This window comes from Paraburkholderia sprentiae WSM5005, from assembly GCF_001865575.2.
In the GTDB taxonomy this organism is placed as follows: Bacteria; Pseudomonadota; Gammaproteobacteria; order Burkholderiales; family Burkholderiaceae; genus Paraburkholderia; species Paraburkholderia sprentiae.
Genome location: NZ_CP017562.2, coordinates 1,384,123 through 1,410,292, shown reverse-complemented (window position 1 = coordinate 1,410,292; position 26,170 = coordinate 1,384,123). Strand labels below are relative to the sequence as shown.

The following is a 26,170-nucleotide window of genomic DNA, read 5'->3' as shown; positions in this document are numbered from 1 at the left end:
AAGGGTTTTCATGAAAGTGGGCGCGATGTTGAATATGGTTGAGCTGGAGACATTTGCCGCAGTGGTCGAACATCGCAGTTTCACACAGGCGGCGGTCGCGCTGAACATCTCCTCTGCTGCGGCGACGCGCCGCGTCAAGCGGCTCGAACAGGCGATCGGGGCGCTGCTCCTGGTCCGCGAGCCTACCGTGATGCCGACGAAAGCGGGCGAAGACGTGTTTCGTCATTTCATGACGGTCCGGCTTCAGGAGGATGATCTGCTCCGGCGTGTCACGCCGGGGAGGGCGTCGACAACAGCGCTGGCCCTTGCCGTCAACGCCGATTCGCTTGCCACCTGGTTTGAACCGGTCACGCGCGAACTGGCGCAACACCATGTGGCGCTCGAGATCGTCGTGGACGATCAGGACCATACGCTCGAGGCACTGGCGCGCGGCGACGTCAAAGGCTTTCTGTCCACGCAACCGGAACCGGTGGTCGATCGTTTCGTGGCGGAACCGGTCGGACAGATGCGCTACCAGTGTGTCGCCACACCGGAATTCGCCCGCGAACATTTCGCCGGTGGCCTGACCTTGCCGGGCGTGCTCGAGGCCACCGCCATCCTGTTTGACCGGAAGGATGCCCTGCACGATGTGTTTTTCGGGTTGCATTTCGGGGTGACGGTCGGCCGGTACCCCAGACACTATTTTCCTTCGCCGGCGGCATTGCTCAATGCGATCCTGGACGACCTCGGTTACGGGCTGGTCCCCGCCATGCAGGCCGGGCCGCTGATCAGTGGTGGCAGACTGGTTGCGCTCGCCCCCGGGCACGACTTGATGATCGATCTTTACTGGCATCACTGGGAGCAGGAGCCCGAGCCGCTCGCGACGATCAGTGAACTGGTCATGGAAGCGGCGCGGCGGAGCCTGGTTCAGCCGGTCCCGGGGCGAGAGTGCGCCACTTGACGGAGCGTTGCCACTCGCCGACGCGATGCTTTGCGTCGACCCTTCCGATCGCCGTTATGACGTCGCTCATCGTCGCCGGCGCTTTTTATGGACGAGCGTCATCGTCAAAGGCATCGAGACTAAAGGGCGGCGCGCAATAGGCGCGAGAAAGCGGCGCGACGCGCCTTCAAGGTTATCTCTATTCATCTACATCAAACGTTGTTGCGACTATAATGAAACGGGCTTCACCTTCCGGGGTTTCGGCACGCGTGTTGCCGCCGAGCGACTATTGATGGAATCGGCGGCTGAAGTATCCATACGCGCGTGGACTGGTACCAGGCTATAAAGATGGATTGCCGGAGGATTTGCGTCAGGCACGGCCGGAAGATCGCTGATTCGTTTTCGCCACAGACCCGGCGCGTCGAAGGTGATCAAGGGAAGTCCCGCCGATCGTGCGACATCCGGGCGGAATCTTCCTTCGTCGAGCCGAATCAATGAGGAAAGACTAAAAGACCATCGCCTCTACTTCGACCGATCTGTACATCATGAGCCTCACCCGCTCAGCCCAATTCATCGGTCACGAACCGCATGCATATCTGAAAGACATCCTGGCACGCTTGCCGATCCACACGGCGAGCGACATCGCCGCATTGCTGCGACATAACTGGCAGCCTCTCACAACTGTCGCCTAACTCGCCGCACTCGTCAAGGTGAGGTCGCCATGCGCTTGCTCGACCGCATACGGACGGCCAATGGCGCAAACGAGACCCATACTCAGCCGTCTGACGCTTGCTGCAAGCAGAGTCATGTCAGGAAAAACGACGCCGCGCTCGCGTTGAAGATGCCGCGCGCGACGGAAGAAAGCGAATGACATTGACCGGTGGACTTTCGCGGCGTGCGTTGTGATTATTGACCTTTCCATAAATCATGACATCACCACAAGGTTGCCTGAATCCAGCACGCGGCAATGATCGAAGGTCGGTGCTGCGCGCTTTTCAGCTTGTTGCGGGCGACGGTATGCAACTCGTCGACGTTGTCGGGGCAGAAGTTCGCAATCGCGTGACGTTTGAGCCATGCCCACAGATATTCGACGGGATTGAGTTCTGGACAGTACGGCGGCAGGAAGGTGATCTGAATGTGGCCCTCGAGAGAGTCCAGGTATTGCCGGACAATCGCCGCGTGGTGGGGCCTGGCACCGTCCCAGATGATCAGCAGCGGCTGCTTCAGATGCGCTTTGAGCGCCTTGAGAAACTCGACCACCTGTTCCTTCTGTAACCGTCCGACCGCGACCGTTCTCGACAGCATGTTGATATCGAACAGTTGAAGGCGGCGTGTTGAGTCAGGCGATGCCGTGCTGAAGCTGATCGGCAACGACCCATGGCAACAATTCGTCGACGCGATTGACGGGATGCTCGGCGATGCGAGCGATGACGTGGCGCAGGTAGACCTCGGGATCAAGGCCATTCAGTTTGGCGGTACCGACCAGGGTGTAGATTGCGGCCCCGCGTTCGCCGCCGCTGTCGGAACCGAAGTGCAGGAAGTTTTTCCGGCCGAGAGCGACGGCACGTAAAGCGCGTTCGGCTGCGTTGTTGTCGATTTCCACGGCGCCGTCATCGACGTACAGCGTGAGCGCCGCCCACTGATTCAGCGCGTAGTTGATGGCTTTGGCGGTATCGCCTTTCTGCGACACCGTACCCAATGTCGAGCGCAGCCAGATCTCGAACGCATCGAGTAGCGGACGCGCCTGCTCTTGCCTGACACGTCTTCGTTCGTCTGGTGGCTTGCCGCGAATCGCGGCCTCAATTGCGTACAGTTCACCGATCCGGCGCAACGCTTCAGTATTGACCTCGTTCCTGCGTGCGACGAACAGATCGTGGAATTTGCGGCGCGCGTGGGCCATGCATGCAGCCTCCCGCACATCACCACCTTCGTAGATCGCGTTGTACCCCGCGAACGCATCGGCCTGCAACGTACCCCTGAAGTCCTTAAGATGGGCCTGTGGATATTCACCAGCCCGCGTGGGACTGTATGCGAACCAGACCGCCGGCGCCTCCGTCGAACCAGCTGGCCGGTCATCACGAACATACGTCCAGAGCCGGGCGGTACGGGTCTTGCCGTTCCCCGGTTCTAGCACAGGTACTGGAGTGTCATCCGCGTGGATCTTGGAGGCGGGCATCACGTACCGGCGAACGACCTCTACGAGTGGCCGGAGCAACGCACTGCACTGGCCGACCCAGTCCGCGAGTGTCGAACGGCTGAGCTGCACGCCGTCGCGCGCATAAATCACTGACTGTCGATACAGGGGAAGGTGGTCACAGAATTTGGCGACCAGGACATGCGCGAGCAACCCCGGACCCGGCATGCCGCGATCGATTGGCCGGCTGGGCGCGGCGCCCTGCACGATGCAGTCACAACAGGTACAAGCCTTCTTGAGTCGCCGGTGACGAATCACTCGCCAATGCCCCGGTACATAGTCGAGTTGCTCGGAAACGTCCTCGCCGAGGTCGCCAAGCGCGCCGCCGCATTGCGGACAGCACGCGTCGTCGGGCTGATGAACAATGTCTTCGCGCGGCAGATGTTCCGGAAGTGGTTTGCGTCCCGTCGGCTTGCCGGCTTCTGGGCGGGGCCTTGTCGGTGCGTCGACCGTCGCCGCGCCATCGTCGGCCTGCAGATCTTCGAGACGCAATTCCAGTTGCTCGATCTGGCGATCAATCTTCTCCGACTTGCGCCCGAACTGCATGCGCTGGAGCTTCGCGATCCACAGCTTCAGGTGCTCGATCTCGAGCGCCCGGTCGGAGAGTGTCTTCTGGAGCGTCGTTACAGTGTCGCGCAGATCCGCGAGCTCGCCTTCGCGCTCACGTAACGCCGCCTCACGCGCGAGCAAACGAGCCTTCAAGGCCTCGATATCGTCCGGAAGCGTAGCGTCGCTGGATGCCATGAAGGCAGTTTACGCGCGTGCATTGCGCTACGCCCGCGTTGTCACATACGTTTACAAAGCACTGCAGGGGCGGGCTGCATCGACGGGTTGTCGCCAGTCAAATCCTTCGAGCAGAAGGCCGAGTTGAGCGCTGGTCAACGAAACAACACCGCCGTCAGCACGAGGCCACGCAAAGCGCCCACGCTCCAGGCGTTTGGCGAACAGGCATAGGCCGCCGTCGCGCCAGTACAGGCACTTGATGAGGTCGCCACGTTTGCCCCTGAACACGAAGATGTGGCCAGAGAATGGATCCTTCGCCAGCACGGTCTGCACCTTCGCGGCCAGGCCGTCGAAGCCGCAGCGCATATCCGTAAATCCGGCGGCAACCCAGATGCGCGTGTTTGCCAGCGGACCAATCATCGGATCAGGCACTGGATCACCACGCGCAGCGTGTCGGGATCGACGCTCCCTTCAACGTGTACCTCGCCCCGTGGCAACTGGATTCGGATCGTGCCGGGCGCCTGTGCCGCAGGCGTCGATGCATCCGGTTCGGCCGCGCCGCTGTCGCTGGCCTCATTCACGGTGACCGGCAGCAAGGCGCATTCGCGACCGTTCACGCCAAGGCGTCCATCCAGATACTGCTTGCGCCAGTCGAACAGCTGATTCGCGTTCACTTCGTGACTGCGTGCAATCTCCGCCACCGAACGTCCACTGGATAACGTCTCTTCGACGATCTGGCGTTTCTCGTCCACGGTACGCCGGCGATACTTCCGGGCGCCTTTGACTTCGGTGAATTCAGTCACTGTGTCCATGATTCCTTTGTGGACACAGTCACATTTGTGCCCCCGGAAAGCATGGCGTCGCCTTCATCAGGCGTCTATACGGTCAGGGTCGGACGGTTACTTCCTTCTTCACGCTGCCTTCGTACAACCGAAACAGGTAGTTCGTGCGACTGAGGCCCGCAATCGCGGACACATGGTTCCAGTTGAAATGAAACTGGATAACTGGCGTTTGCCCCTTCGGCGCCCAGGTGCGCACCCGCGTGGGGCGCTCGCTGATCCCAGTCTCGTCGATAAAGACAATCAATCGGCCTTCGCGCTGGGCTTTTTTTAAAGCGCGGGCCAGGTGTGTCGCTTCCAGTGGCGCACAGCTTCTTCGTCACGCTCGATTGCGCGCCGCTCAGGCTTTTGTGCGCTGAAACCGAGCGTCCCAAGAATACGCCAGATTTGCGTTAGTCCGAACTCGACGCCATACATGCGCTTGATGAGCATACCGACGCGCTTGAGCGTCCATAGCTCGGTGCCAAAGCCGTGTTCGGTCGGCTTCTGCAGCAATGCCTGACATAGCTCCGCCACTTGCTGCGCATCGAGCCGCGCCGGACGACCTCGACCCGGCACCGCACGCAGCGCATCGATTCCGCCTTCATCGAGCAATCCCTTCCATGTGTACACCGTTTGTCGGGCTACCACCACGGCCAGTGCCACCTCTGCCGGACCTTTGCCCGCCAAAAGCATGCGGGCGGCCCGCAAGCGCTTCTTGGTTGCCTCGTCCATCGGTTTCTTTGCCACAGCATGCATCTGCAATCAATCCGTTAGAGATACAACGCACCCGCATCGAATCGGTTGTCATCTTTTATGGCTCTTTTAAAAGTGGAGTGGGTAATGCGGCTCACGAGGCATGCTGATTGATGGCCGAGAAGTCGAGCTTGCCGGCGATTAGGAACAACACGGTTCGCATGGTTTTGAAGCTGGCATATCCCCGCGCCTTGCACTTGGCCGCTTGAAACAGGCCGTTGATCGCTTCAATGAAGCCATTGGTCTGGCGCGTCTGGGCCCAGGCGACGATGCCGTCGAAATGCCAGAGGATCATGCGTGCGACGTCCTTCATGGGTTCGACCTTGGAACGCATGACGCCGGTGCACCAGCGACGCAACATCTTGAAGACGACGTGGATCTGCTTGCGATCGAGAATCTCGCGCGACTGCTCGCGGTACATCCAGGCACGGGCGGTGCGGTTGGTGGTGTACTGGCTGATCAGCGCCTCGAGATCGGTTAGTTGCACGAGGTTCAGCTTGTCAGCATCCTTGAGCAACGACCAGCGCATGCCCTTGAGTGCGGGATCGGTCTTCTGCTGCTCGCGGCGCACTCCGTCGAGGGCTTTGGACGCGTGCGCAACCACATGAAACTTGTCGAACGTCACGCGTGCGTCGGGCAGATGCTCGTCCACGCCCTTGATGAAGGCGGGCGACATGTCGATGCTGACCGACTGGATCTGTGCAGGCGTTGCGTTGTGTTCCTCCAGGTGCCTGGCAAAGCGTTCGACGACGCCGGCATCCTTGCCTGGCGTGACGAAGACCACGCGCCGCTGATCCATGTCGGCGACCAGCGAGACATAGTCGTGGCCCCGTCGGCACGAGGTTTCGTCAATGGCCACTGCGCTCACGTCGGACAGGTCAGTCGCGGCCACGGCCAGATCGACATAACGGTCGCAAATGGCCTTCACGCGATGCCACGACAGGTTCACCAGGCGGGCCACCGCCGCAAATGTCATCTCCCGGCACAGCGTCAGCACAAGCGCTTCAAACAGCAGCGTAAAGCCATCCAGCTTGCCCATCCAGTCAGGCTGTGCGAGCCGCACCGAGCCGTCCGGCAAGCGCACACGCGGCACGCGGCACGCGCACCTCCAGATAACAGTCGAACTGGAAGAAATTCAGATGGCGCAACCGTTTGATAACCGTGTCGTGCACCGGGTGTTCGCCAGGCACCCCGGGGTAGGCAAACCGACTGCCCGCGACAAAGTCCACGGCAATAGTCAGTTCCGTGCCGAAATCGACACCTTACCACGGCGCCTTGATTCCAAGGGCGGCTTCAAACAGCTGAGTTTGGTTCATCATAGTTCGCTTGGTCTTGCAGGGCTGGTTGCCACATTCTGCCGCAACCAGCCGTGCACCAGCTTATTTGCACCACGCGCGTCAAGCGGTCGCTTCGCCGGGCTTGCGCCCGCGCTTGAACCGGCAGTCCACCCACTCGAGATTCGAAAGAAGCTCTTTTATCGAAATCTCAATAACCCCTTTATTTTCACACAGTTTGAGCGGATCTCGTGCGGAGCCTCAATCCCCGAACCACCACCGCTGATAGGCTCGCCCACCGTCAAGCTCCCAGGCGCTGGAAACTGCTTGGGCATGCTTCACGTTGCTTCTGCGTGCGCTCACTTTGTTCGCGAAGAAGGGGATCAGATAACCTCCGTCGTCGCTACAGATGGCTTGCATCTCTGCATACATCGCGGAACGCTTTTTCTGATCAAGCATTGACTTCGCCGCCAGAAGAAGCGACTGGAACCTGTCGTTGTGCCAGTTTGTGTCATTCCACGCCGCGCCGTCTTGGAAAAACTGCGAGAATACAATGTCCGGTGTTGGCCTCTGCCCGGCGTTAACGACGACGAAGGGCTTTTTTAGCCACACATTCGACCAATAACCATCAGCAGATTCCCGGACTACCCCCACGTCGATTCCCGACTTCGATGCACCCTGCTTGAATAAAACTGCCATATCTACGGCGTTAGCGCCTGCAGCTTCACTCGTGGAAAGTTGAACTTGGAGCGAATCGAGTCCTGCTTTTCTGAGGTAAAATCGAGCCTTGTCAGGATCGTAGTGGCGCTGTGAAATTTTCGCGGCATAGGGCATGATCGGACTTACTGGTTGATCATTTCCTACGGTCGCGTGTCCGTTCATAATCTTTGCGACGATTTCTTCGCGATTTAACGCGTATTTCATCGCGATTCGGACATTCGGATCATTGAACGGTGGAACCAGGCAATTCATCGGCATCCCGTTGTAGCTACCGCCAGGCACCTCGTCTATTTCGATAGAACGATTGCGACGCAGAAGCGGCAAAGTCCTAAGATCAAGATTTACGATGGCATCAACCTCGTTGTTGAGTAGCGCAGTCTGCCTCGCGTTGACGTCGTTCAGTACGAGTAGATGCAGGCCATCGAAATACGCCTGATTAGACCTATGATACATCGTATTACGTATCAATTCCGCACCTATACCCGGCTGGAAGCGAGTAATCTTGTACGGCCCAGCGCCCACGCCCGATCGCCAATCAACGCCACCACTGCCATCTGCGGGCATGATCGGAAGGTGGTAGTCGGCCAGGACGCAGGGTAGGTCTGCTACGCCAGAGCTCAAGGTGATGACGACAACATCAGGATCGTCGGCACGAATCTCAGCAACATCTTTTAAGAGTGTTTTGGCGCCGGAAGTAGAGTCCGGACGTCGATGGTAGTTAAGTGACGCAACGACGTCGCTGGCCCTTAATGCCTTGCCGTTATGGAACTCTTGGCCACGGAAGAGCTTAAACTTCCACACCTTCGCGTCCGGCGACGACTCCCATGTTTGGGCCGAGTCCGGACCCACCTGGTTGGACGGAGTAATCTCAGTAAGGTAAGTTCTGAAGGCATACCCCAACTGGATCATGTAAAGGCTGGCCGTCGTTGCGGGATCAAACGAATCTGTCGAACTTCCGTCGCTCAGCCCAGCTCGGAAGATTCCACCTTTTCTAGGTGCAATGCCCGCAGGTTGTGCCCACAAAGAAGAGGCACTCGCATCTAACCCGAGGGCCAGTGCAGTCTGCAGGAACTGTCTGCGGGAAATCAGGGATCTCGATGCATCGTGCGGGAGAAGTTTCAGATTATAGCCTCTTTCATTGCTCATCTTTCTCACCTTGCGTTGAAATGGAATGCAGCTTTTAATTGATGTTCCTACTAAATCGGCAACAAGCGGTAATGGGGCTTTGTCAAGGCGTCGGGTGTATTTCTGCTTCACTGTCGTGCGATCAAGCCTGTCCGCTTCAAAACTGATCACAGACCGTAGTCACGCTCCAGGATTCATCATGGGCACTTTGCAAGTTGCGTGGCGCCATCGATCGAACAAAGGCCGTTGCGTGGATGATCCGCAGCGGTCTATTTGATGAACTTCAATTGACCGTTTGCGTCGACCGTCTCTGCCGGATCGCCGTGTCGAGCCATCCGGGATCAGTTTGAGGGACGGATGAAAGTAGCGATTCGGTGTAGGCCGTATGGGGTGGTGACATAACGGCCTCCCTAGTTCCTTGATCAACTATTCGACCGTTTTGCATAACTACGACTTCGTCGCTGATGGCTTTTACGACTGCGAGATCATGGGTGATAAAGATATACGTGACGCCGAGTTCTCTTTGCAGCTTCATCAGCAACCTAAGTACACCCTCTTGGACGACCTGGTCGAGGGCGGATGTCACCTCGTCGCAGATGATGAGGTCAGGATTGGCCGCAAGAGCTCGGGCGATGCTCACACGCTGCCTCTGGCCACCAGAGAGCTCACGTGGACGACGAGCGGCAAAGCTATCATCGAGTTCAATCTTCTTGAGGAGATCAGAGACTCTGGCGGAAATCTCGTGTTTGCTTAGTTTTGAATAGAACTCGAGTGGACGAGCGACGATATCGCGCACCGTGTGACACGGATTAAGTGCGGTATCGGCCATTTGATAAATCATCTGCACCCGGCGTAGTTGTTCACGGGTTCGATCTACATAGGAATTGGGAAGAACCCGGTTTTCGAAAACGACCCGGCCACTACTTGGACTATGCAAGCCCGCGATCACACGAGCCATTGTACTTTTACCAGAACCGCTTTCCCCAACGACTGCAACAGTTCTACCCTTGTGGACGGTCATGGTTATTCGGTCAAGCACCTTGACGCTTCCATAGTGCGCTGAAATGCCTTCCAGTTTAAGACAGGCCTCGCTACCCTTGTTTGACACTGGCGGCTTTTGTAGCGAGCGCACAGCCCACAATGAGCGGGTGTACTCGTGTCTGGGCTCATCTATCATCTTCCTCGTCGGGCCTTCCTCTACGCATTTTCCCCTGCGCATGACCATAATGCGCGAAGCCAGTTGAGAGACTACAGCTAGGTCATGCGTGACGAAAAGAGCGGCCACGCTATTGCGTTCCACGACATGCTTAATTGCGGCTAAAACCTCGATCTGCGTCGTTACATCGAGAGCGGTCGTAGGCTCGTCAAAGATGATCAGATTTGGCCGTGATGACATCGCCATCGCCGTCATCACTCGCTGCAACTGTCCGCCGGATACCTGATGAGGATAGCGTCGACCAATCCGATCAGGTTCGGGAAGCAGTAGTGCGCGGAAGAGTCCCTTCGCATCGCGCTCAGCATCGCGGCGCGTTTTGATGCCGTGGATCACCGCGCCTTCTACGGTCTGTCGTATAAGTTTCTGGGATGGATTGAAAGAAGCTGCGGCGCTTTGCGCAACATAGGCGATCTGTGATCCACGGATGCTGCGTCGCTCAGACTCCGAGACGGTAAGAAGGTTTTTGTCGATGAACTCGATTTTTCCGCTCACGATTCGGCATCCCGGGCGTACGTATCCCATGGCGGCGAGAGCCAGCGTCGACTTTCCCGATCCGGATTCGCCTATCAGACCCACGACTTCGCCACGACGTACACGAAGGTCAATGTTGTCGATAATCGTATGCCATCGTCCGTCGCTGAAACCTTCAAGCACAAGGCCTTTAACGTCAAGAATCACATCGCTTTCATCCAGGCTTCTCATGATCATCGCGCTTCCTTCATGCCGCCGACAATTTGAAGTGTCCAGTCTATTATCAGATTCATGGAAATCGTTACGATGCCGATCGCGAACGCTGGAATCAGAGGCATTATCGCCAGCCTGGGATCGCTGTCAAGAAATCCGATCAGCGGAGCATTTTCTCGGACCATTGATCCCCAGTCTGCAGCTGGCGGCTGAATACCAACACCTAGAAACGAGAGCGCTGCGACAGTGAGAAAAACGTAGCAAAATCGAATACCGAATTCGGACAGCAACGTTGGCATGATGTTGGGGAGAACCTCTCGTCGCATTACCCCAAGCCAGCCCTCTCCGCGAAGTCGGGCTGCCTCAACAAATTCCATTGCTACAATGTTCGCTGAAACGGCTCGAGAAAGACGAAATACCCTCGTGGCATCGATAAATGCGATGATCAATACAAGATTGAGCACATTTGTACCAAACACAGACAGGAGCATCAGGGCAAAAATCAGACTTGGGATCGCCATCAGGGTATCGATGACGCGACTCATAACCTGGTCTAACCAGCCGCCCCTAATCGCAGAAAGGCCGCCGGCCGTAGCTCCCACAGAAAACGATACTGTTGTAGTTGCCACAGCGATCAGGATGCTGTTTCGTCCGCCGAAAAGAACGCGGCTGAAGACGTCTCTCCCCAACTGATCTGTGCCCAACCAGAACTGTCCGTTCCAAGGTGCCAGGACGGCGTCAAATGTTTCGGTTGGACTGTAGGGGGCGATTATCGGCGCGAGGGCGACTACAGAGAAAACGAGTAGCAGTATCGCAAGGGCGATTTTTACGTTAAACGGAGAGGAATTGATTATAAAAATAATCCAGCCACTACGAGATTCTTTCTCGCGGTAGCCCGTTGAATTCGTCTCGGTTGACGCGTGGGGGACAGTATTCATGACTTATCTCGAGTGCAGGAGTCTAGGATTGCTCAGGATAGAGGCGACGTCAGCGCACAGGTTTAGAACAATATAGATACCACCGAAAAGAAGCGCGCAAGCTTGGACCACCGGAACATCGCGGCTGGTCACGGAGTCCACCATTAACTGGCCCATGCCGGGGTACGCAAAGACTACTTCAATGATTACAACACCAACCACGAGGTAAGCAAGATTGAAGGCGATGACGTTCGCGATGGCGGCAGTCGAATTGGGAAGGATATGCAAAATAATGATTCGCGCCCGCCGCAGGCCCTTCAGATGAGCCATCTCGACGTACGGTTGCGTCAGAAGGGAAACAATTGCAGTGTGCGTCATCCTCATCATGTGAGCGGTCACAACGAGAGTCAACGTAAGCGCGGGAAGGAGGGTGGCATGAACCTTGTCTATGAAGGACGAATCGGGGCTAATGGATGCTATTGACGGAAAGATGCCAAGCTTTGAACTCAAGACAAGGATCATAAGATACGCGATGAAAAATTCAGGAAATGAGATGGCCCCCAGTGTTACCAAATTTGCAAATCTGTCGTACCACGAACCGCGATGGATTGCAGTTGTGATCCCAAGAACCAACGAAATTGGAACGGCTATGACGGCGGTGAGGGATGCCAGGAATAGTGTGTTCGTAAGCCGGGGAAGCACGATCTCGGAAACCGGTCGAGCGCCCGTTGGCGACCATCCGGAGAAGGAAAATCCGAGATCTCCGCGGCAGAGTTTCTCAATCCAATGCAGGTACCTCAATGGCGAGGGCTGATCGAGGCCAAGTTGCGCTCGCAGCGCTGACACTGTGGCATGAGTGGCTGATTGTCCGAGTATGGCAGTAGCGAAATCCCCCGGTAGCAATTGCACAGAAAAAAATATGACTATAGAAACTGCAAGTGCTGTCACTACACCTAGCACGATGCGTTGCAACAGCAAGATCGAGAGTTTTCTCACGTCATTGTCCTTTCATCCTGTTTCGACTTGTCCTCATGCCGACGCGCAATAGTCGGCAACCCGGTGTCAAGTGTCGTCGTTGCTTCTTGAGCGACATGCAGATCAACTATCTAGCATCCGAGGCGTTTCTGTCGGCCCACACTGGGGCGCTTGCTGCCTGGCGTGTCTTCGCGGTCCAAAGCGTTGTGGCGTTTTCTAGCCGGACACGTCCGCGGCCGCCATGCAGGCGGCAAGCAGAATCGGCGTCGCCCGAATCTGCGCACAATGAGCCGCGCGCGCTGGCTTCGACGGGGTGCGGCGACGACGGCATCATCCAGAATGATTTGTAGACGGCGGCTTGATGTTCGTTAGCGACGCAGGGCGAATGCTGCGAAAGTTTGTGGCCTTCTCAAATGCCGCCCCTAACCGGAAAAGTTTGTCTTCCATAAACGGCTTTGTGGCTATCTGCACCGACACCGGCATGTTCCCTAGTCCGAAGCCGGAGCAGAGTACGATACTGGGCCAACCCGTAACGTTGAAAGCATCGTAGAACCCCGGTTTTGCCAGATCACCCCACCGGTTCACATCCGCCATGAATGGAGCTTCGCTGGCTGCGCCGGCAGTGACAATCACATCAACATCGGCACATGCAGCAACCGTTGCCGCACACAACCGTCGGCGTTCTCTGACAGCGTTGATGTAATCAGCTGCAGTGAGTGTCGCCCCAAGCAATAGGCGAACCCTTAACTGTTCCCCAAAGTCTGTTGCATTGGATTGCAACGCTTTCTCGTGAATCGAGTAAGCCTCCGCAGTCATGATCACTAAGCAGGCCGACTGATATTCTTTGAGTCGCGGCATCGTCACCCGGTCCACATGTGCGCCCAGTGCTGTCCATACGGAGATTGCACGATCCAAGCCCTCTTTGACAGCGGGCGTCACAGGGTTTTCTGTTTCGTGCCAATCCGAGACAACGCCGATACGGAGTCCGCGCACGTTATCTTCCGCCCGCAAAACGAGATTTGCGGGCGCTCGCTCTACGCTGGCCGGATCATCGCGGTCATGGCCAACCATCTCCTGAAGAAGCAACGCACAGTCTTCGGTGGTCCAGCCCAAGGGACCAACATGATCCAAAGAAGGCGCTAGCGGCAGAATGCCCCGTTTGCTACAAAGACCGTATGTCGGCTTCAGCCCAACCACACCGCATAGCGCCGCTGGCGCCCTGATGGACCCCGCCGTATCGGTGCCTGTACCACCCAGAATGAACCCGGCCGCAACTGCAGCCGCGGTTCCACTCGATGAGCCAGACGTGAAACGCCGCGCATCCCACGGATTTCTGGCTGGCGGCCACGGCAGATCGAATGACGGTCCGCCTAGCGCGAATTCGTGCGTTGCGAGTTTGCCCAACGAGATCGCCCCTGCGTCCGCCAACGAGCGTACGACTCGAGCGTCAACTTTGGGCAACCAGCCCTTTAGGCGTTTCGAGTGTGCACTTGTTTGCACCCCCTTCGTGAAGACGATATCTTTGTGAGCGATCGGGATGCCGTCCAATCTTCCACGTAGCTCGCCTTTCATCATCCGATTTTCGGCCTCCATCGCTTCTCGGCGCGCTTTTTCCGCCGTTACCGTGATGAACGTATTCAAGCTAACGTCGACAGACTTGATTCTCGCTAGGCACATGTCAACAAGTTCGACTGGTGATAGCTTGCGCTTGCGTATCAGGTCGGACGCTTCAGCAATCGTTGGTATTTGTAGAGAAGGATCCATTGGCTGTCAGATTGTCGATGATCAATGAAAAAGGATCGGAATGCTCGCTTACTTCGTTCCGTCCCATTGCGCCGAGCTGTTCACAGATGCGCCGAACTTGAGGCAAACTTTCCCACAACGCCTCTAGGTCATGGTCTGCGAATTCGAGGCCTTGTTTCTCTAAGACGTCTCTCAAGTCGTTTAACGTTTCGCATCGCATCATGCTCTCGCCACTTCCCTTTTGTTATCGCTGCCAGCCCCCGGCTGAGTAGATCTCTCGGCGGTCGCTATTCGCCGTGATGTCTGGGCAGCCGCAAGGATCCTGTCGCTTCGTCGTCGCGTTCCGGCATGCGGTCCAGAACCGGATTCCGGAACTTCACTTCCGTTTTCACCCATGTCGTCAGATGCTTAAAGCCATCGACTGACAGCCCGACTTCACGCGCACACATGACTTTGCACTTTTTCGCTTTCGCGAAGGCCTTGCTGGTGCTACTCGTCACCGCAAGTTGGCCTTAAGGAGTTACGGATCGGATGGTAGATCGCGGGCACGTTAAAAACAATGTCGCCAATCATCGTTGGGTATTCGAACAGCGGATAAGAGTATTCCCTATCCGTATTCATCCCATGTGGATCCCTGAGATGGATTAACTCCGAACTTTCAACGGGACCCCGCGGTCGAGCTAGCGCCTATCGTGGGTGATCACGATGCGGCCCGGACGCCAAACTGAAGGTGATCGTGGCGGAAGAGATTTCCGTATGATGTAACGTCTTCAGTTGAGAGGCGCAACATCGAAGCTGCCCGCGAGCCGGGGCACTCCCTCATGAATTTGATCCACAGCTGTCGTAACAAATGAGAGATGCATTGGTGCCTGCGGACCGTCGCGGGGGAAAGCCGGATCCCGGTGCCAAGAGAACGCTTTCTTTGGCCGCCGCATTGAGCAGCCTCTGAACCGCCCCGGATTCCCGGGGCGGTTCACATCGTCGCCGGCGCTTTTTATGGAGGCAGTAGACGCGAACATGATGGTCCCGGCGCCGCCTGCGATCGCCTGATCCAGGCTGTGATCGCGTCGCTGCGACAACCGGATCACTAGCTACGTTGTGGGCCTCGGCGTGGCCGGCGTGTCAACCGTTTCAGTGCACGAACGGTCTTTCGAACGACTATCGGCATTGGTCGCAGTGTCACTGACGCGTGCAGCACAATCATGGCTGCACGCGTTCACGCCTGCCCGTTTCGTGCAAGGCAACGGCGGCGCGATGATGGTGCCAGTCGGTCGCGACATGGCTAACACGCGGGAGCACGATCGGGCGCGTTCGGGAGAGCGGCGATTCTATAACCGGACCCGGCCGAGAAACGGGGCAAACTGCCATGCGACCGGCACGCAGGCGGAGGCGAACAGCCCTGCCGGAAGCGGGAGCCAACCGGGCAGATTGCCGATACCGGTCCAGTTCATTGCCGAAACGAGCAGGGAAACGATGGCGCCAGACAGCAACATCGCTGATGCACAGCGCGGTGGGATCTGCCGATCACTCTCGTGGAAGAGGAACAGCAACCCGACGGCCGCAACATAGACGATGTTCAGTGAAACGATGGTCGACACAATCGCCTGACCATCAGTCGCGATTGCGCAACCGATGGCGACGATCAGCAGGCGCGACGCGTAGCCGTAGCGACCATCGCCGGCATGCAGGCCCTCAAGTGCCGATGACATCGCGCGCGTGATCGCGGTTCCTGATCCAAGAGCAGAAAGCAGGGTGACGCCGATGCAAACGGATCCCATCGCCCCACTCGTTTGCAGCATGATCCACGGGATCGCGCTCGCGGTGTCCGTCAGGCCGGACAGCTTGCCGGCATGAACCGCTGCGACGACTGTTGCGGCCGGGAGAAACCCGGTCACCATGAGGAAGAGGCTCGCAAGTACGCAGCCGAGCCACGCATCTCGTGGTCGGCGCGCTGCGACGACAAACTGTTGATAGTCCGATCCCGTGAACACCAGAAACCCGACTGCAGCGATGGTCACCAGTGTTTGAGCGCGTGGCGCGGCGCGTGTCTCATGGATGAAGGACGGCCACGCATGGAGGTACACAGTCAGGCCGTGCGATGCGACAAGCGCATGCAGAAGCGCGATGTTCATAGCCAGCAGGCAGCACGCGAAGAGCGTTGCGGCCATGCCGAGGTCGATGGAGGACATGACCAGCAGCGCCGCGGCGATCACCGCCAGTGCATGGGTTGCCGGCAGTCCCGTCGCGACAAGCACGGCGATACCGCCATGGATCTGGGCGGCCAGCACGCCGGACATCCAGACGAGCGAGAGGAGCGCAACGAGCTTGCGCACGACGGGACCGTAACGCTCACCCAACACGTCCCAGATGAGTTCGCGTCCCCGCCAGAGCGTTGGTGCGGCCAGCGCGAGCGCGAGCATGCCCAGTGCGGTGACGATCGCATACAGACTCCCCGCCATACCGGCATGGAGTGCCATTTCGCCGGAGCCGAGCAGGAATGCGACACCGTAGCTTGCCGAGACGAGCAGTGCGGCCACGTGAACCGCCCCGAGATTACGCTGCAACATTTTCGCCTCCATGGACTTCCCATTCACGCACGACTGCATCAGGGCCGCGAAAATACGCGTGGCAGACGCTGGCCGCGCCGGCGAAGGCAGGCAATGTCAGCAGCTCGCGCTGCGCGTGTGCGAGGCGGTGATAGGGAATCGACGGCATCAGGTGATGCGTGAGGTGGTAGCCGTTGTTGTGCGGATGAATGATCCGCCGCCATAGGCTGCGGGAAGAAACGTCGCGCGTGTAGCTGAAGATCCCGCCTCGCTCCAGACCAAAGTGGTCGCACAGCTCGCGAAACGCGGTGATCGCGTGAAAGATGCTGGCTCTCGCCAGCATCCATGTGCCGAAGAAAAGCGCTGCCGCGTGAATGCCCCATACAAGCGTCATGGCACCCAATACGGCGGCCCACCATGCGACCATGCCAAAGCGCTGCATCCAGCTAAGCCTCGACAGATGCAGGTGTCCGAACGTCGAGCTCAACCAGGTCGCTGGTGCGAGCAGAACCTTGAAAAACGGCTGCCACCAGCGGTCGCCGGGATTCGGACGAACGGCGATGTAGTCAGGATCGCGCGCCGGGTCGCCCAGCCACGCATGATGGCGGGCGTGGAGCTCACGATAGAGCGCAAGACTGTTGAAGAGCGCCGGTGCGATGAAGAGGTGCGCGAGAACATCATTGAGACGACATGAGCGGGCAAGATTGCGGTGAGCTGCATCGTGCAGCAGGTTGCCGAGCGCACGCTGCCGGTTACCCACCCATGCAACGATCGCGGGCGCCGACCACCATCCAAGGCGATGCAGGATCAGCATGGCGGCGGCGATGCTCGTCCAGTCGAATACGATATCGACGACGACATGGATTACGTCGGGCGATGTCATGGCATGGTGAATCGTGTCCCAATCTGGAAACGCGGAGCGGATCAGATCCTGGTCCTGGATCACGGCGCTACTATTCATGGATGCCTCGCATGGGTCAGTTCGCAAGGAAGACAATCGCGTCGCCCGCAGCGGATGCGAATTGCGCGGCAGGCGAACGGGCGATGACACAACTGAGTTTTGATCTTACGAAAGGAGGGGGCGGTCGATCACGCGTTGCGCAAATATTCATGCAGTTGCGTTCTGGGCAGCGGCACGCGCGATGAGTCTCCTTCCTTGCCGGCAGTTTCCGGTGGCAAGGAAATGAACGGCGCGGGTGTGATTGGGCCGACACAGTGCGTTACGCCTCCGGGGTATTGGGCGCGTGGGTTAATGCCTGGTAGAACTGGGTAACGTCACACGCGATATGACGCAGTGAGCCTTGAAGAAGCACTGAACAGACAGGCGGTCGGGTGGCGTTGTAGCGTCAATTTGCGTGCTGTGTCGTCACGTTCCCCGTATGAAATCCGCGGGTGACGCGGTGCTTCCCGGTGACGATGGTCGTAGGCAGTGTTACTGGCAACCGCTGTAATGATGTCAACGGGATTCCGTGATTGACTTCGCGAATCAAGGCCCCATGACGGGGGTGATGCCAGATCCCGCACGGAGAATTGATCAAGGGGCCGCAGGACTTTCACGAATCGGCGTGCTGACCGGGGCCAGGAACGGAACGTACGCCGCTATGATGGTCCGCCGTCATCGACCGGTCCCGTCGAGAGACGGATCTGAAACCCGATGGGCACCTGCTGTGCAATGACGAGTTCGAGACGGATATGTATGTCGGGTGCCGACGGGATTTTTGCGGCATGCTCGCCACGCGCAAGCAGGGCATCCTTCTCGATCTCGCTTGCCAGTTGATCGAGTTCCTTGCTGATTTCTTCCCGGCGTCCCATTCCATTCTCCTGACCGATGGCGATATCGCAGGCGTTTTCACGCATGCGCTAAAAGGCGTTACGTCGGAAGATTAATGTTCGCCCGACGTTGACGGGCGCCATTGCAGAATTGTTCCCGCTGCTGACCTGGGCGCAATCATCGCGTCAGGCGACCGATGCGTGAATCCTTCAGGATCTGCTCGGCGCTCTCACGCAGCAACTGGCATTGCTCGTAGAGCAGACCAATGAGTCTCGCCTTTTTCTTCGCATCGAGTGGCGCCTCAAGACGCTGTTCGATCCGTTCGACGGAGACGAGCACGCCGTCGAGCGTCTTCTGGTCGAGCCGGTACCGCACATCCCGGTCGAGAATCATGTTGCCGTCGCCTGACAGCAGCCAGACGGGATCGACTGAAAACTGCTCGTATAGCCCGCGCAGCAGTTCGATCGGGATCGCACGCTCTCCGCGCTCGTAATTGGCATAGGCGCGCAGAGACAGCCCGAGCTGCCGGGCCATCTTGTCCTGCGACAGGCCGAAATGCTCGCGCACCTGCGCAACCCGCTGATGAGAGTCTTCGTGGTCAGTGGTGCTTGACATGTCTGTCTCACATTCCTAGAGTGATCCTGTGCCTTGATTATAGGTACATTCGAGTAATAGACAATCCTGGACGTACCCGAACGAAATGAGCTCTCGCTGGACGGGTAGTGCGTCGAGGTGCCGTGGAGGGAAAGTGACGAGCAGGCGCTTCTACACGCTGGAAGAGATCGCGCGCGAGCTGCATATCGCGCCGGCGACAGCACGCAACCGCCTGACGCTCGGGCTGCCGATGCCGCCGTCAATCCGCGTGGGGCGTCGTCGTCTGTTCCCCGTCGACGAGTACGAAAGATGGATCGCGTCGCAACTGACGCACTCCGGTGGGAGTGGGTCCGCTGGGGACGCCACTGAAAACTCCGTCCGCGATCCTCATGGGCCGTCTCGCGACCCGACGTAGTTACGCAACCTCTGTTTCATTTATTGATTATCCGTTCAAGCAATGACGCTGTACTGGATCTCCCACCGTGCCGGTAGTTATCTCCTTCGTCTCCACCAAAGGCGGCGTCGGTAAGACGACCGTCGCCGCCAATCTTGGCGGCCTGCTCGCAGCCTTCGGCTTGAAGGTTCTCGCGATCGATGCAGATGTCCAGCCGAGTCTAAGCAAGTTCTTTCCCGTCCATTACCGTTCATCGCAAGGTCTGACAGCAGTCGTGACTTCGGGAGGCAATCCGTCGGCCGACTGTATCAGCCGCACGATTTTCTCGAATCTCGATCTGGTTTATTCCGATACGCCGGACGCTGCGCTGCAGGCGTGGCTCAATCGCCGTGAGGATCGCCTGATGATCCTGCGCCGGGCGATGCGCAGTCCGCTTGTCGCCCCTTATGACGTCGTGCTGATCGACACGCAAGGCGCGGTCGGCGAACTGCAGAAGTCAGCGGCGATGGCGGCAGACGTGATGGTGTCGCCCGTCAGGCCGGATGCGCTGAGCGCCAGCGAGTTCGCCACGGGCACGATCGGGATGCTCGACGAGCTGAACCGGCTGGCCGACTTCGGCGAATCCTTCCGTTCGGGCGACCTGCTTGCGCTGATCAACGCGCACGAGCGCACCACCAATGCGCGCGCGCTCGCGGCCGTGCTGCGTCAGCGGTTCGTCGGACATGCGAAGGTTAGGGTGCTCCACACCGTGATCCCGTCGGCGGCCGCCTATGCGGCCGCAGCGACGGCGCGCATTCCCGTGCATGACTTCGATCGTCGCCGACGGTTCGGGAATTCCGCGTGGAACGTCATGCACGGTCTCGCATGGGAATTGTTTCCGTCGCTCGCGAACGTTTATGCCGGTGCGCCGCAATGTTCGACGGGCGACACCGGGACCGGCGGCGTCCAGCAGGGGGCGGTCGCATGAACGTGTCGGACAAGCCGCTCAGTGAGGCGCGCGAAGCGCTCGCTGCCCAGCGCCTGGATGTGCCCCCGCCGGGCGCTCAGACGCCCGAACCGCAACTCACATCGGTGGTCCGGCTGAAGATCACCGATGTGATGGTCTATGAGCGCAATCCGCGGCGTGCGTCGCACGAGCGCATTGTCGAACTCAAGGAGTCGATCCGGGTGAACGGCATCGAGCAGATCGTGACGGTGACCCGCCGTCCAGGCGAGAAGCGCTACGTGGTGGCGAAGGGCGGCAATTCGCGCGTGACAGCAGCGACGGCCCTTCACGATGAAACCCGCGACGAACGCTTCCTTTACTACGACTTTATCTACGTGCCGTATCCCGGTGAGGCGAAGCTGCTGGCGGCGCACCTGCGCGAGAATGACCAGCGCGCCGACCTCTGCTTCTGGGACAAGGCGAATGGCTATCTAGCGCTTAAGACCGATCTCGAAGCCGAACGTAGCGAGACGCTGTCGTTACGTGAATTCTCCCGGCTGCTTGAACAGGAAGGGGCACCGGTGAGCCATGTGCTGCTCTCGCTCTTCGAGTTCGCGGTCGACCGTCTCTCCGCCCTCGGACCCGCCACCGGGTATCTGAGCCGGCGCGCGCTAGTCGATGTGATCCAGCCGGGTATTGGCATGCTGCTGCGCCTCACGAGGCGTCTCGGCTTCGACGATCAGTGGTTGCAGGTGCGGGTGATCGATCCGCAACTGACCGGCATCGCCGCCCGCTGCAATCCGGACAACCCGAACGCGGCCGGCACGCTGGCGCAGCCTGCGCCATTTGATGCTGCGCAATTGGTCGACGGATTGAAACAACGGTTGGCAGGCGAGCTCGGCGTGCCGCGCGACGCCATGGACCGGATGTGTCATCTGCTGGAGCACACACCGAACGCTGCCGGTGATGACCTGCGTGAAGTCGGTGGCATGCCGGGTGAGCGACGTGAATCTTCATCGATCGCATCCGATGTCGACGCGAATCGTGCAGCGGCCATACCAGATCCTTCGGCCTCGTCGGGACCCGTGAGGTTGACCCGGTTCGACGAACCGCCTCGCGCTATGCCGGGTACGGATGGAACCGTGCCGCGCCTGACCGGTGTCGGGCAACGGCGTGACGAGTCAGTGGTGTCGACGGATGATCCGCAACGCGCACCGGATGACCCATCCACGGTGGTGGCTGACGACGTTCACCGGGACAGCGCGCCGCACGCTGCGTCTTCTTCAAGCCAGGGTGAGCTTCTCCGGGAAGCGGTGCTGACTTTCGCGCGAACCTGCGGTCTCGATGGCTGCGTGCGCGATGCGCCCGCATTGCCCTACGGATTCATGGTCGAGCCACCATCGCTGGACAGACCGCGCTTCTCGCCCGGTGTCGACGCGCAGCGTGACGAAGAGATGCTCAACCGGTATCTCGGCTGGTGGTGGCTCGTGAGCCTGTCACGGCAAAACACCGCAACGGGCATCGCACGCGTTCCGTCCGGGAGTCTCTTCGCACAGATGGCCCGCGATGATGAGACTTGGAACCGCACCTGTGACGCGAGCGTCGGCGAGCCGTTGCTCGCCGACCGCATGGACGTGATGTTCGACGTGATGCTCAATCCGGATCACCCGATCGGTCAATGGTGGGACGAGGTCATTCGCGCGGCGCGCGCATTCCGGGCGGCGTACCCCGAGCGCTTTGCACCGGCGCGCTGGCCCGAACCGGGTGCAGACGAGCGGCTTCAGCGGGGAGGGGCGTGATGGACAATGCCTTCCTGCGGCTGGAGAGTGAAGCGCTCGAGCATTTCGTGCTTCTCGAGCTGATTGCGTGTGCTTGCATGACAGATCGGTACGTCATCACAGGACATGAGGATAACGAAGTTTCATGTGGAACAGCGTGGCCACGTCGGACATCGTTGACAGACCGGCTACCGGGCGCAATCAGGCGTGTGCTCAGTGACGCCCGTTCGCCGGCGCTCGTGCGCGATCTGCTGACCGCGGGTGCATTGCGTGTCTTTGTGGATGCCGGCGCGTTGGAGCGTCGCTGCGAGCTGATTGAGCGGCAGTGGCGCGATCAGGACCTGTTGCGCGCCTTTGTGGAGCGGCAGGCCAGTATTCCGATGATCCGAACGTTTTTCCGCACCACCACGCGCGCAACAATTGCACGGCTGCGCGCCGAACTCAATGTCGCCGCGCCGACGAAACCGCGTGCGCTGTCGCGCTCCGGAATGGATCTGCTGTTCAATGCGTGGGCCAGTCTGGAAGACATCGGCGACCTGCGCGAACGCTATCTGGCGCTGCATGAGCAATGCGATGCGCAATGGTCGCTCGCGACGCTTTTCGCGGCACTCGATGCGGACACCAGAGAGCTTGCCCCACCTTCTTCACACCAGGAGTCTGACCATGTATGACATGCGACTTGATCCGCAGGGCAACCTGCTGCCCGGCAAGACCTGGGACGATTCACCGGGACTGCCGCCTGCCGAAGCCGAAATGGTGCTCTCGATGCTCGACGTGCCGATCACGATAGACCGCTGTTTCGTGCAGATCTGTGGCGACCTCGCCGCGGCCGCCATGCTCACGGAATTGTCGACGGTTGAGAGTGAGACGGGACGTCACCACGACTGGCTTCAGGTTGCGCCCGACGAGTTCGCGCGCAGACTGGCGCTCACCCAGTCGCAGCAGCGCGCCGCGCGGCGACTGCTCCGGTCGAAAGGCCTGATCGCGCATCGTCGGCGCAAGACGCTGCTGGCGGATGAGTTCCGTATCCTCTGGCCGGCTGTGCTCGCGCTGCTTCAGCGCAAGGCGGAGGAGCGCACCGCGCATATTGTCTGGCCCCCCGTACGTCCCGGTCAGCCGCAACAGCTGAATCAGCTGCAGGAGGTCCAGTCATGATGCCCGGTTGCCATCCCTATATCACCGAGTTCGAAACGATGTGGGCTCTCCTCAGGCCGTATCGTCCCATCGCTTTCGGGACGCGCATGGCCCGCATCACCGGACATCCGAAGCAGGCGCTGCTGCTCTCGCAGTTGGTGTACTGGACGCGACGCGGACGCGATGTGGAGGTCAATGGCGGCTGGATCCACAAGACCCGCGAACACTGGCTGATCGAGACAGGCCTGTCGCGTGAAGAGCAGGAAAATGCGCGGCGGCGCATGCGGGACCTGAACCTGCTGGCCGAATGGCGTGGTGGTCAGCCTGCGTGCATGCATTACCGGCTGGAGGTGGAAGCCATATCGGCCGCCGTTCGCGCGACCTGTCCAATGGCCGTGCAGCTCCCAGCATCGATCGAAGCGATGCGGGCGGATCCGTTCGCGGGTGACGCGTTGCTGGGGCCGACTGTCGCGTACCGACGCGTTTTTGTTGATCTCGTCGGCAACGTGAATGCCGCGCTGCTGCTCTCGCGGATGGTGCAGTTGCAGCGCCGCGAGGCCGACCGGCAATGTACCTGGTTCACGCACACGGCCGGAGAGTGGCAACGCACGCTGGGACTTAACCGGCGTCAGCTCGATAACGCGAGAGCGCGGCTTGTGCGCCAGGGGCTGATTCGCGAGTTCATGCGCCAGTGCACCGGCCGCCGTGTTTTCACCCAGGTCAATGCGGGCGAACTGAAGCGCCAGCTCGAACGCCTGGTGTCGCGCGGCGATGTGCGCGAGCGGCTCGCGACGCGCAAGCGCCTGCTCGCGCAGAGTCTGCGCGAAGGAGACGCGCGTGCAGCCGTAGCGACGCTACCGGCTGTTACCCCGGGTAACACCCGGCCGTCCGCCATTGAAGTTCATGCGCCACACGTGCGTGCCTGGGCGGCGGAGCACCCGAAGTCGCCAACCGGAAGTCTCCGGCTGTATGTGGATCCGCCTGCGGTGCCACTGCAGTTGGCGGGTTTGATCCATTACCGATGGCGGGAAACGGGCGTTCCAGACGCGCGCGTATACGGAAGGATTACATACAGGACTACAACGACCGCCGGCCCAGCGATCTCGACCGGCAAGAGATCAAACGCGGTTGTGGTGGGAATCGACCTTGGCGCCGATTCTGGTTCGCCGATCTTGCCATTGCCTGCGGCAGACGACCCCAGCGTGCTCGTTTGGCCCACCATGCTGCCGGTCAACGATCGCGCACTCATCGCCTCGCACCTCGCACGGGTTCCTGCGACCGACCGCCAGATGTTGCTCGACGAGATGGCGGCAGGCCACCGGCGCCAGCCGGTGCAGTTGCCCGTCGCGTACATCGCAGGGCTCGTGCGCCGCTACATCGGCGGCGAGTTCCTCCCCGCCAGGGCGCACCTCGAGCGCGCGGCACGCAGGCGGGGGATCGGCGGGGCGGGCGGGAGCGCTGGATCAGTGCTTCCAGGTGATGCGATGGAGCCGGGCGCGTCGACGCCTGAGACGGCCCGCCGGAATCTCGCAGCCATTCGCGATGCACTGCGCGAACGGATCGCACATCGCCCTGCGCGTCATTCGGCACGCGGGGCGGCCAGTCAGGCGGGCACCCATGCGTGACCGGATCCATCGCCTTTGCAGAGCACATGCGTATACACCGGCCCGTGTTTTCCCTTCGCGCGCGCTGTCACCCGGTTAACACGCAGCTGTGCGGGGCTGCCTGCTGTTACCCGGGGTAACAGTGCTGGCGTTTCCCTCACTGTCCAACGAATACCTGTTTCAGGGAGTCTCTTATGGACACAACGTCCGCCCCTTCGCCTCACACCATTGATCCGTCTGTCGACGCCTTCGCGCACTCCACGTCGTCCCCGTTTGCCGACGGTTATGACGTTGATACTGAACGCGCCGTCCTTGCACACCTGATTGCCGACGGTGATCCCGACCCTGCCGATCCGCTGTTCGGCCGCTACCAGTTGCTTCTCGAACGCGAGGAAGCGCTGAATCGCATGCGCGAAACTCACACGCTGCGACAAGGCAGCGATCCACTGGTGCGCCCGCACGAGGCGCAGGAGATCAGCCGCATGGGTCAGCTCGGTAGCGACGGTGCGGACCGCATGCGGCTGCACACGCGCGACGCGATGCGGCTGTTTCTTGGCCGGGCTGTTGCGCCAGGGGAGTCGGGACATGCGATGGCGGGCGGCCGCCGCGTGGCTGCGTCGCTGCGCGCGTTGTGGTCGCTGTCGGGCAACGACAACCCTTATGCGGACTGGAAGCTCATCGAGATCGCGGATCGCATCTCCGGCATCCGGCGCGCGAACGAGCTCGAGCAGCAGCATGCCCGCGAGTTGCTCGATGCCGCGCAGGAAAAAGGCCTCGAGTATTCGGTGCTGCAATCACGCGAACCTGCGCACGTCTCGCTCGAGTTTGGCTCACCGTACGGTTACATGATCGTCATGCTGCTTGTCGAGCTCGACTATCTTGTGCGCCTCGTTCGTTCCGCGGTGTTGCGCGACCTGATGTCGTCGACAGAGGGCTTTCGGCGCATCGGCTCGGCCAGGCACCGGTGCCTGTCCGTGTTCCATTTCGCGGTGCGCTGCCAGCGCGTGCTGACGCGCGCCGAACTGCTGCCGCTTTCGCGCATCGACTTCCTACCGAATGCGGATGCTGCCGCACGCGAACGCATTGAAGCGGCGCGCGCGCTGCTCGGTGTATTGCCGCGGGACGTCTTCACCGGCGCGCGTGAGCCACGTCACAGCCGGCGGCGCGTGAGTCGCCTGTCGGATGTGGAACTGCGTCTGCTCGACAGTGTGCCGCTGTCCGGGGACGACGCGGTCGCGCAAGCCGCAGCAGACGCCTTGGTGCAGTGATGCGAGGACTGCGGCAATGACTGGCCGACCTTCGGATCTGGATCGACGTTCAAAGGCCTTTAAGGGTAAGGGAGCCGGCAGCCCTGAGCCAG

Annotated in this window: 21 protein-coding genes and 3 pseudogenes; 9 read left to right on the top strand and 15 right to left on the bottom strand. The window is 59.7% G+C overall.

What is annotated here, in order from left to right:
• Window positions 1–10: 10 nt before the first annotated feature.
• Window positions 11–940 (top strand): HTH-type transcriptional regulator ArgP, encoded by a 930-nt coding sequence (locus tag BJG93_RS23075; protein ID WP_034478420.1) that lies wholly within the window; start codon window positions 11–13, stop codon window positions 938–940.
• A gap of 524 nt (window positions 941–1,464) precedes the next feature.
• On the top strand, window positions 1,465–1,611 hold the full coding sequence (locus tag BJG93_RS23070) for a transposase domain-containing protein (protein ID WP_083421017.1): 147 nt from the start codon (window positions 1,465–1,467) through the stop codon (window positions 1,609–1,611).
• A gap of 241 nt (window positions 1,612–1,852) precedes the next feature.
• Here BJG93_RS23070 and BJG93_RS23065 read toward each other — a convergent pair.
• The 15 genes and pseudogenes from BJG93_RS23065 to BJG93_RS22995 all read right to left on the bottom strand — a co-directional run.
• Window positions 1,853–2,200: pseudogene (locus tag BJG93_RS23065) on the bottom strand (transposase); the annotation flags it as partial.
• 58 nt (window positions 2,201–2,258) lie between these two features.
• Complete coding sequence (gene tnpC, locus BJG93_RS23060) at window positions 2,259–3,857, bottom strand: IS66 family transposase (protein ID WP_027196541.1); 1,599 nt, start codon at window positions 3,855–3,857, stop codon at window positions 2,259–2,261.
• Window positions 3,858–3,908: 51 nt separating this feature from the next.
• Window positions 3,909–4,268 carry an IS66 family insertion sequence element accessory protein TnpB gene (gene tnpB / locus BJG93_RS23055; RefSeq protein ID WP_349768779.1) on the bottom strand — a complete coding sequence of 120 codons (360 nt, stop codon included), beginning with the start codon at window positions 4,266–4,268 and terminating at the stop codon, window positions 3,909–3,911.
• Window positions 4,253–4,639 (bottom strand): IS66-like element accessory protein TnpA, encoded by a 387-nt coding sequence (tnpA, locus tag BJG93_RS36470; protein ID WP_162162785.1) that lies wholly within the window; start codon window positions 4,637–4,639, stop codon window positions 4,253–4,255. Before tnpA ends, tnpB begins: the two co-directional genes overlap by 16 nt.
• 100 nt (window positions 4,640–4,739) lie before the next feature.
• Window positions 4,740–5,404 (bottom strand): annotated as a pseudogene (locus BJG93_RS23045) (IS630 family transposase); the annotation flags it as partial.
• Window positions 5,405–5,504: 100 nt separating this feature from the next.
• Window positions 5,505–6,726, bottom strand: a pseudogene (locus BJG93_RS23040) (ISL3 family transposase).
• 219 nt (window positions 6,727–6,945) lie between these two features.
• Window positions 6,946–8,700: an ABC transporter substrate-binding protein gene (locus BJG93_RS23035; protein ID WP_162162784.1), complete on the bottom strand. Its 1,755-nt coding sequence runs from the start codon at window positions 8,698–8,700 to the stop codon at window positions 6,946–6,948.
• 112 nt (window positions 8,701–8,812) lie between these two features.
• On the bottom strand, window positions 8,813–10,453 hold the full coding sequence (locus BJG93_RS23030) for an ABC transporter ATP-binding protein (RefSeq protein ID WP_027196536.1): 1,641 nt from the start codon (window positions 10,451–10,453) through the stop codon (window positions 8,813–8,815).
• Window positions 10,450–11,367: an ABC transporter permease gene (locus BJG93_RS23025; protein WP_082194571.1), complete on the bottom strand. Its 918-nt coding sequence runs from the start codon at window positions 11,365–11,367 to the stop codon at window positions 10,450–10,452. The genes BJG93_RS23030 and BJG93_RS23025 overlap by 4 nt, the downstream gene beginning before the upstream one ends.
• Window positions 11,368–11,370: 3 nt before the next feature.
• The gene (locus tag BJG93_RS23020) at window positions 11,371–12,342 is read right to left on the bottom strand and encodes an ABC transporter permease (RefSeq protein ID WP_034478416.1); all 972 of its coding nucleotides are present in this window, start codon (window positions 12,340–12,342) and stop codon (window positions 11,371–11,373) included.
• Between the two features lie 309 nt (window positions 12,343–12,651).
• Window positions 12,652–14,085 (bottom strand): amidase, encoded by a 1,434-nt coding sequence (locus BJG93_RS23015; protein WP_063828910.1) that lies wholly within the window; start codon window positions 14,083–14,085, stop codon window positions 12,652–12,654.
• Between the two features lie 1,307 nt (window positions 14,086–15,392).
• On the bottom strand, window positions 15,393–16,631 hold the full coding sequence (locus BJG93_RS23010) for an SLC5/6 family protein (RefSeq protein ID WP_071336684.1): 1,239 nt from the start codon (window positions 16,629–16,631) through the stop codon (window positions 15,393–15,395).
• Window positions 16,618–17,571 carry a fatty acid desaturase family protein gene (locus BJG93_RS23005; RefSeq protein ID WP_027196531.1) on the bottom strand — a complete coding sequence of 318 codons (954 nt, stop codon included), beginning with the start codon at window positions 17,569–17,571 and terminating at the stop codon, window positions 16,618–16,620. The genes BJG93_RS23010 and BJG93_RS23005 overlap by 14 nt, the downstream gene beginning before the upstream one ends.
• A gap of 638 nt (window positions 17,572–18,209) precedes the next feature.
• Window positions 18,210–18,467, bottom strand: a complete 258-nt coding sequence (locus tag BJG93_RS23000; RefSeq protein ID WP_231337483.1) for a hypothetical protein — start codon at window positions 18,465–18,467, stop codon at window positions 18,210–18,212.
• A 91-nt stretch (window positions 18,468–18,558) separates the two neighbouring features.
• On the bottom strand, window positions 18,559–18,996 hold the full coding sequence (locus tag BJG93_RS22995; RefSeq protein ID WP_027196529.1) for a helix-turn-helix domain-containing protein: 438 nt from the start codon (window positions 18,994–18,996) through the stop codon (window positions 18,559–18,561).
• 133 nt (window positions 18,997–19,129) lie between these two features.
• Between BJG93_RS22995 and BJG93_RS22990 the strand changes: the two genes are divergently transcribed.
• The 7 genes from BJG93_RS22990 (at window position 19,130) to BJG93_RS22960 (ending at window position 26,078) form a co-directional block, all read left to right on the top strand.
• Window positions 19,130–19,390, top strand: coding sequence for a helix-turn-helix domain-containing protein (locus tag BJG93_RS22990; RefSeq protein ID WP_082194570.1), 261 nt, complete (start codon window positions 19,130–19,132; stop codon window positions 19,388–19,390).
• 67 nt (window positions 19,391–19,457) lie between these two features.
• On the top strand, window positions 19,458–20,336 hold the full coding sequence (locus BJG93_RS22985) for a ParA family protein (RefSeq protein ID WP_027196528.1): 879 nt from the start codon (window positions 19,458–19,460) through the stop codon (window positions 20,334–20,336).
• Window positions 20,333–22,093, top strand: coding sequence for a ParB N-terminal domain-containing protein (locus tag BJG93_RS22980; protein WP_027196527.1), 1,761 nt, complete (start codon window positions 20,333–20,335; stop codon window positions 22,091–22,093). The genes BJG93_RS22985 and BJG93_RS22980 overlap by 4 nt, the downstream gene beginning before the upstream one ends.
• The gene (locus BJG93_RS22975; protein ID WP_027196526.1) at window positions 22,093–22,743 is read left to right on the top strand and encodes a hypothetical protein; all 651 of its coding nucleotides are present in this window, start codon (window positions 22,093–22,095) and stop codon (window positions 22,741–22,743) included. Before BJG93_RS22980 ends, BJG93_RS22975 begins: the two co-directional genes overlap by 1 nt.
• A complete protein-coding gene (locus BJG93_RS22970) occupies window positions 22,736–23,227 on the top strand; it encodes a hypothetical protein (protein WP_027196525.1) in 492 nt (163 codons plus the stop codon). The genes BJG93_RS22975 and BJG93_RS22970 overlap by 8 nt, the downstream gene beginning before the upstream one ends.
• On the top strand, window positions 23,224–24,831 hold the full coding sequence (locus BJG93_RS22965) for a hypothetical protein (protein ID WP_027196524.1): 1,608 nt from the start codon (window positions 23,224–23,226) through the stop codon (window positions 24,829–24,831). Before BJG93_RS22970 ends, BJG93_RS22965 begins: the two co-directional genes overlap by 4 nt.
• A 173-nt stretch (window positions 24,832–25,004) precedes the next feature.
• Entirely contained in the window at window positions 25,005–26,078 is a 1,074-nt protein-coding gene (locus BJG93_RS22960) for a PFL_4669 family integrating conjugative element protein (protein WP_027196523.1), read from the top strand.
• Window positions 26,079–26,170: the final 92 nt, after the last annotated feature.

What these genes read in the sequence shown, in the direction of transcription:
- BJG93_RS23075 (WP_034478420.1), top strand. Translation starts at nt 11, where the DNA reads ATGAAAGTGGGCGCGATGTTGAATATGGTTGAGCTGGAGACATTTGCC.
- BJG93_RS23070 (WP_083421017.1), top strand. Translation starts at nt 1,465, where the DNA reads ATGAGCCTCACCCGCTCAGCCCAATTCATCGGTCACGAACCGCATGCA.
- tnpC (WP_027196541.1), bottom strand. Translation starts at nt 3,857, where the DNA reads ATGGCATCCAGCGACGCTACGCTTCCGGACGATATCGAGGCCTTGAAG.
- BJG93_RS23030 (WP_027196536.1), bottom strand. Translation starts at nt 10,453, where the DNA reads ATGATCATGAGAAGCCTGGATGAAAGCGATGTGATTCTTGACGTTAAA.
- BJG93_RS23025 (WP_082194571.1), bottom strand. Translation starts at nt 11,367, where the DNA reads ATGAATACTGTCCCCCACGCGTCAACCGAGACGAATTCAACGGGCTAC.
- BJG93_RS23015 (WP_063828910.1), bottom strand. Translation starts at nt 14,085, where the DNA reads ATGGATCCTTCTCTACAAATACCAACGATTGCTGAAGCGTCCGACCTG.
- BJG93_RS23010 (WP_071336684.1), bottom strand. Translation starts at nt 16,631, where the DNA reads ATGTTGCAGCGTAATCTCGGGGCGGTTCACGTGGCCGCACTGCTCGTC.
- BJG93_RS23005 (WP_027196531.1), bottom strand. Translation starts at nt 17,571, where the DNA reads ATGAATAGTAGCGCCGTGATCCAGGACCAGGATCTGATCCGCTCCGCG.
- BJG93_RS23000 (WP_231337483.1), bottom strand. Translation starts at nt 18,467, where the DNA reads ATGCGTGAAAACGCCTGCGATATCGCCATCGGTCAGGAGAATGGAATG.
- BJG93_RS22995 (WP_027196529.1), bottom strand. Translation starts at nt 18,996, where the DNA reads ATGTCAAGCACCACTGACCACGAAGACTCTCATCAGCGGGTTGCGCAG.
- BJG93_RS22980 (WP_027196527.1), top strand. Translation starts at nt 20,333, where the DNA reads ATGAACGTGTCGGACAAGCCGCTCAGTGAGGCGCGCGAAGCGCTCGCT.
- BJG93_RS22975 (WP_027196526.1), top strand. Translation starts at nt 22,093, where the DNA reads ATGGACAATGCCTTCCTGCGGCTGGAGAGTGAAGCGCTCGAGCATTTC.
- BJG93_RS22970 (WP_027196525.1), top strand. Translation starts at nt 22,736, where the DNA reads ATGTATGACATGCGACTTGATCCGCAGGGCAACCTGCTGCCCGGCAAG.
- BJG93_RS22965 (WP_027196524.1), top strand. Translation starts at nt 23,224, where the DNA reads ATGATGCCCGGTTGCCATCCCTATATCACCGAGTTCGAAACGATGTGG.
- BJG93_RS22960 (WP_027196523.1), top strand. Translation starts at nt 25,005, where the DNA reads ATGGACACAACGTCCGCCCCTTCGCCTCACACCATTGATCCGTCTGTC.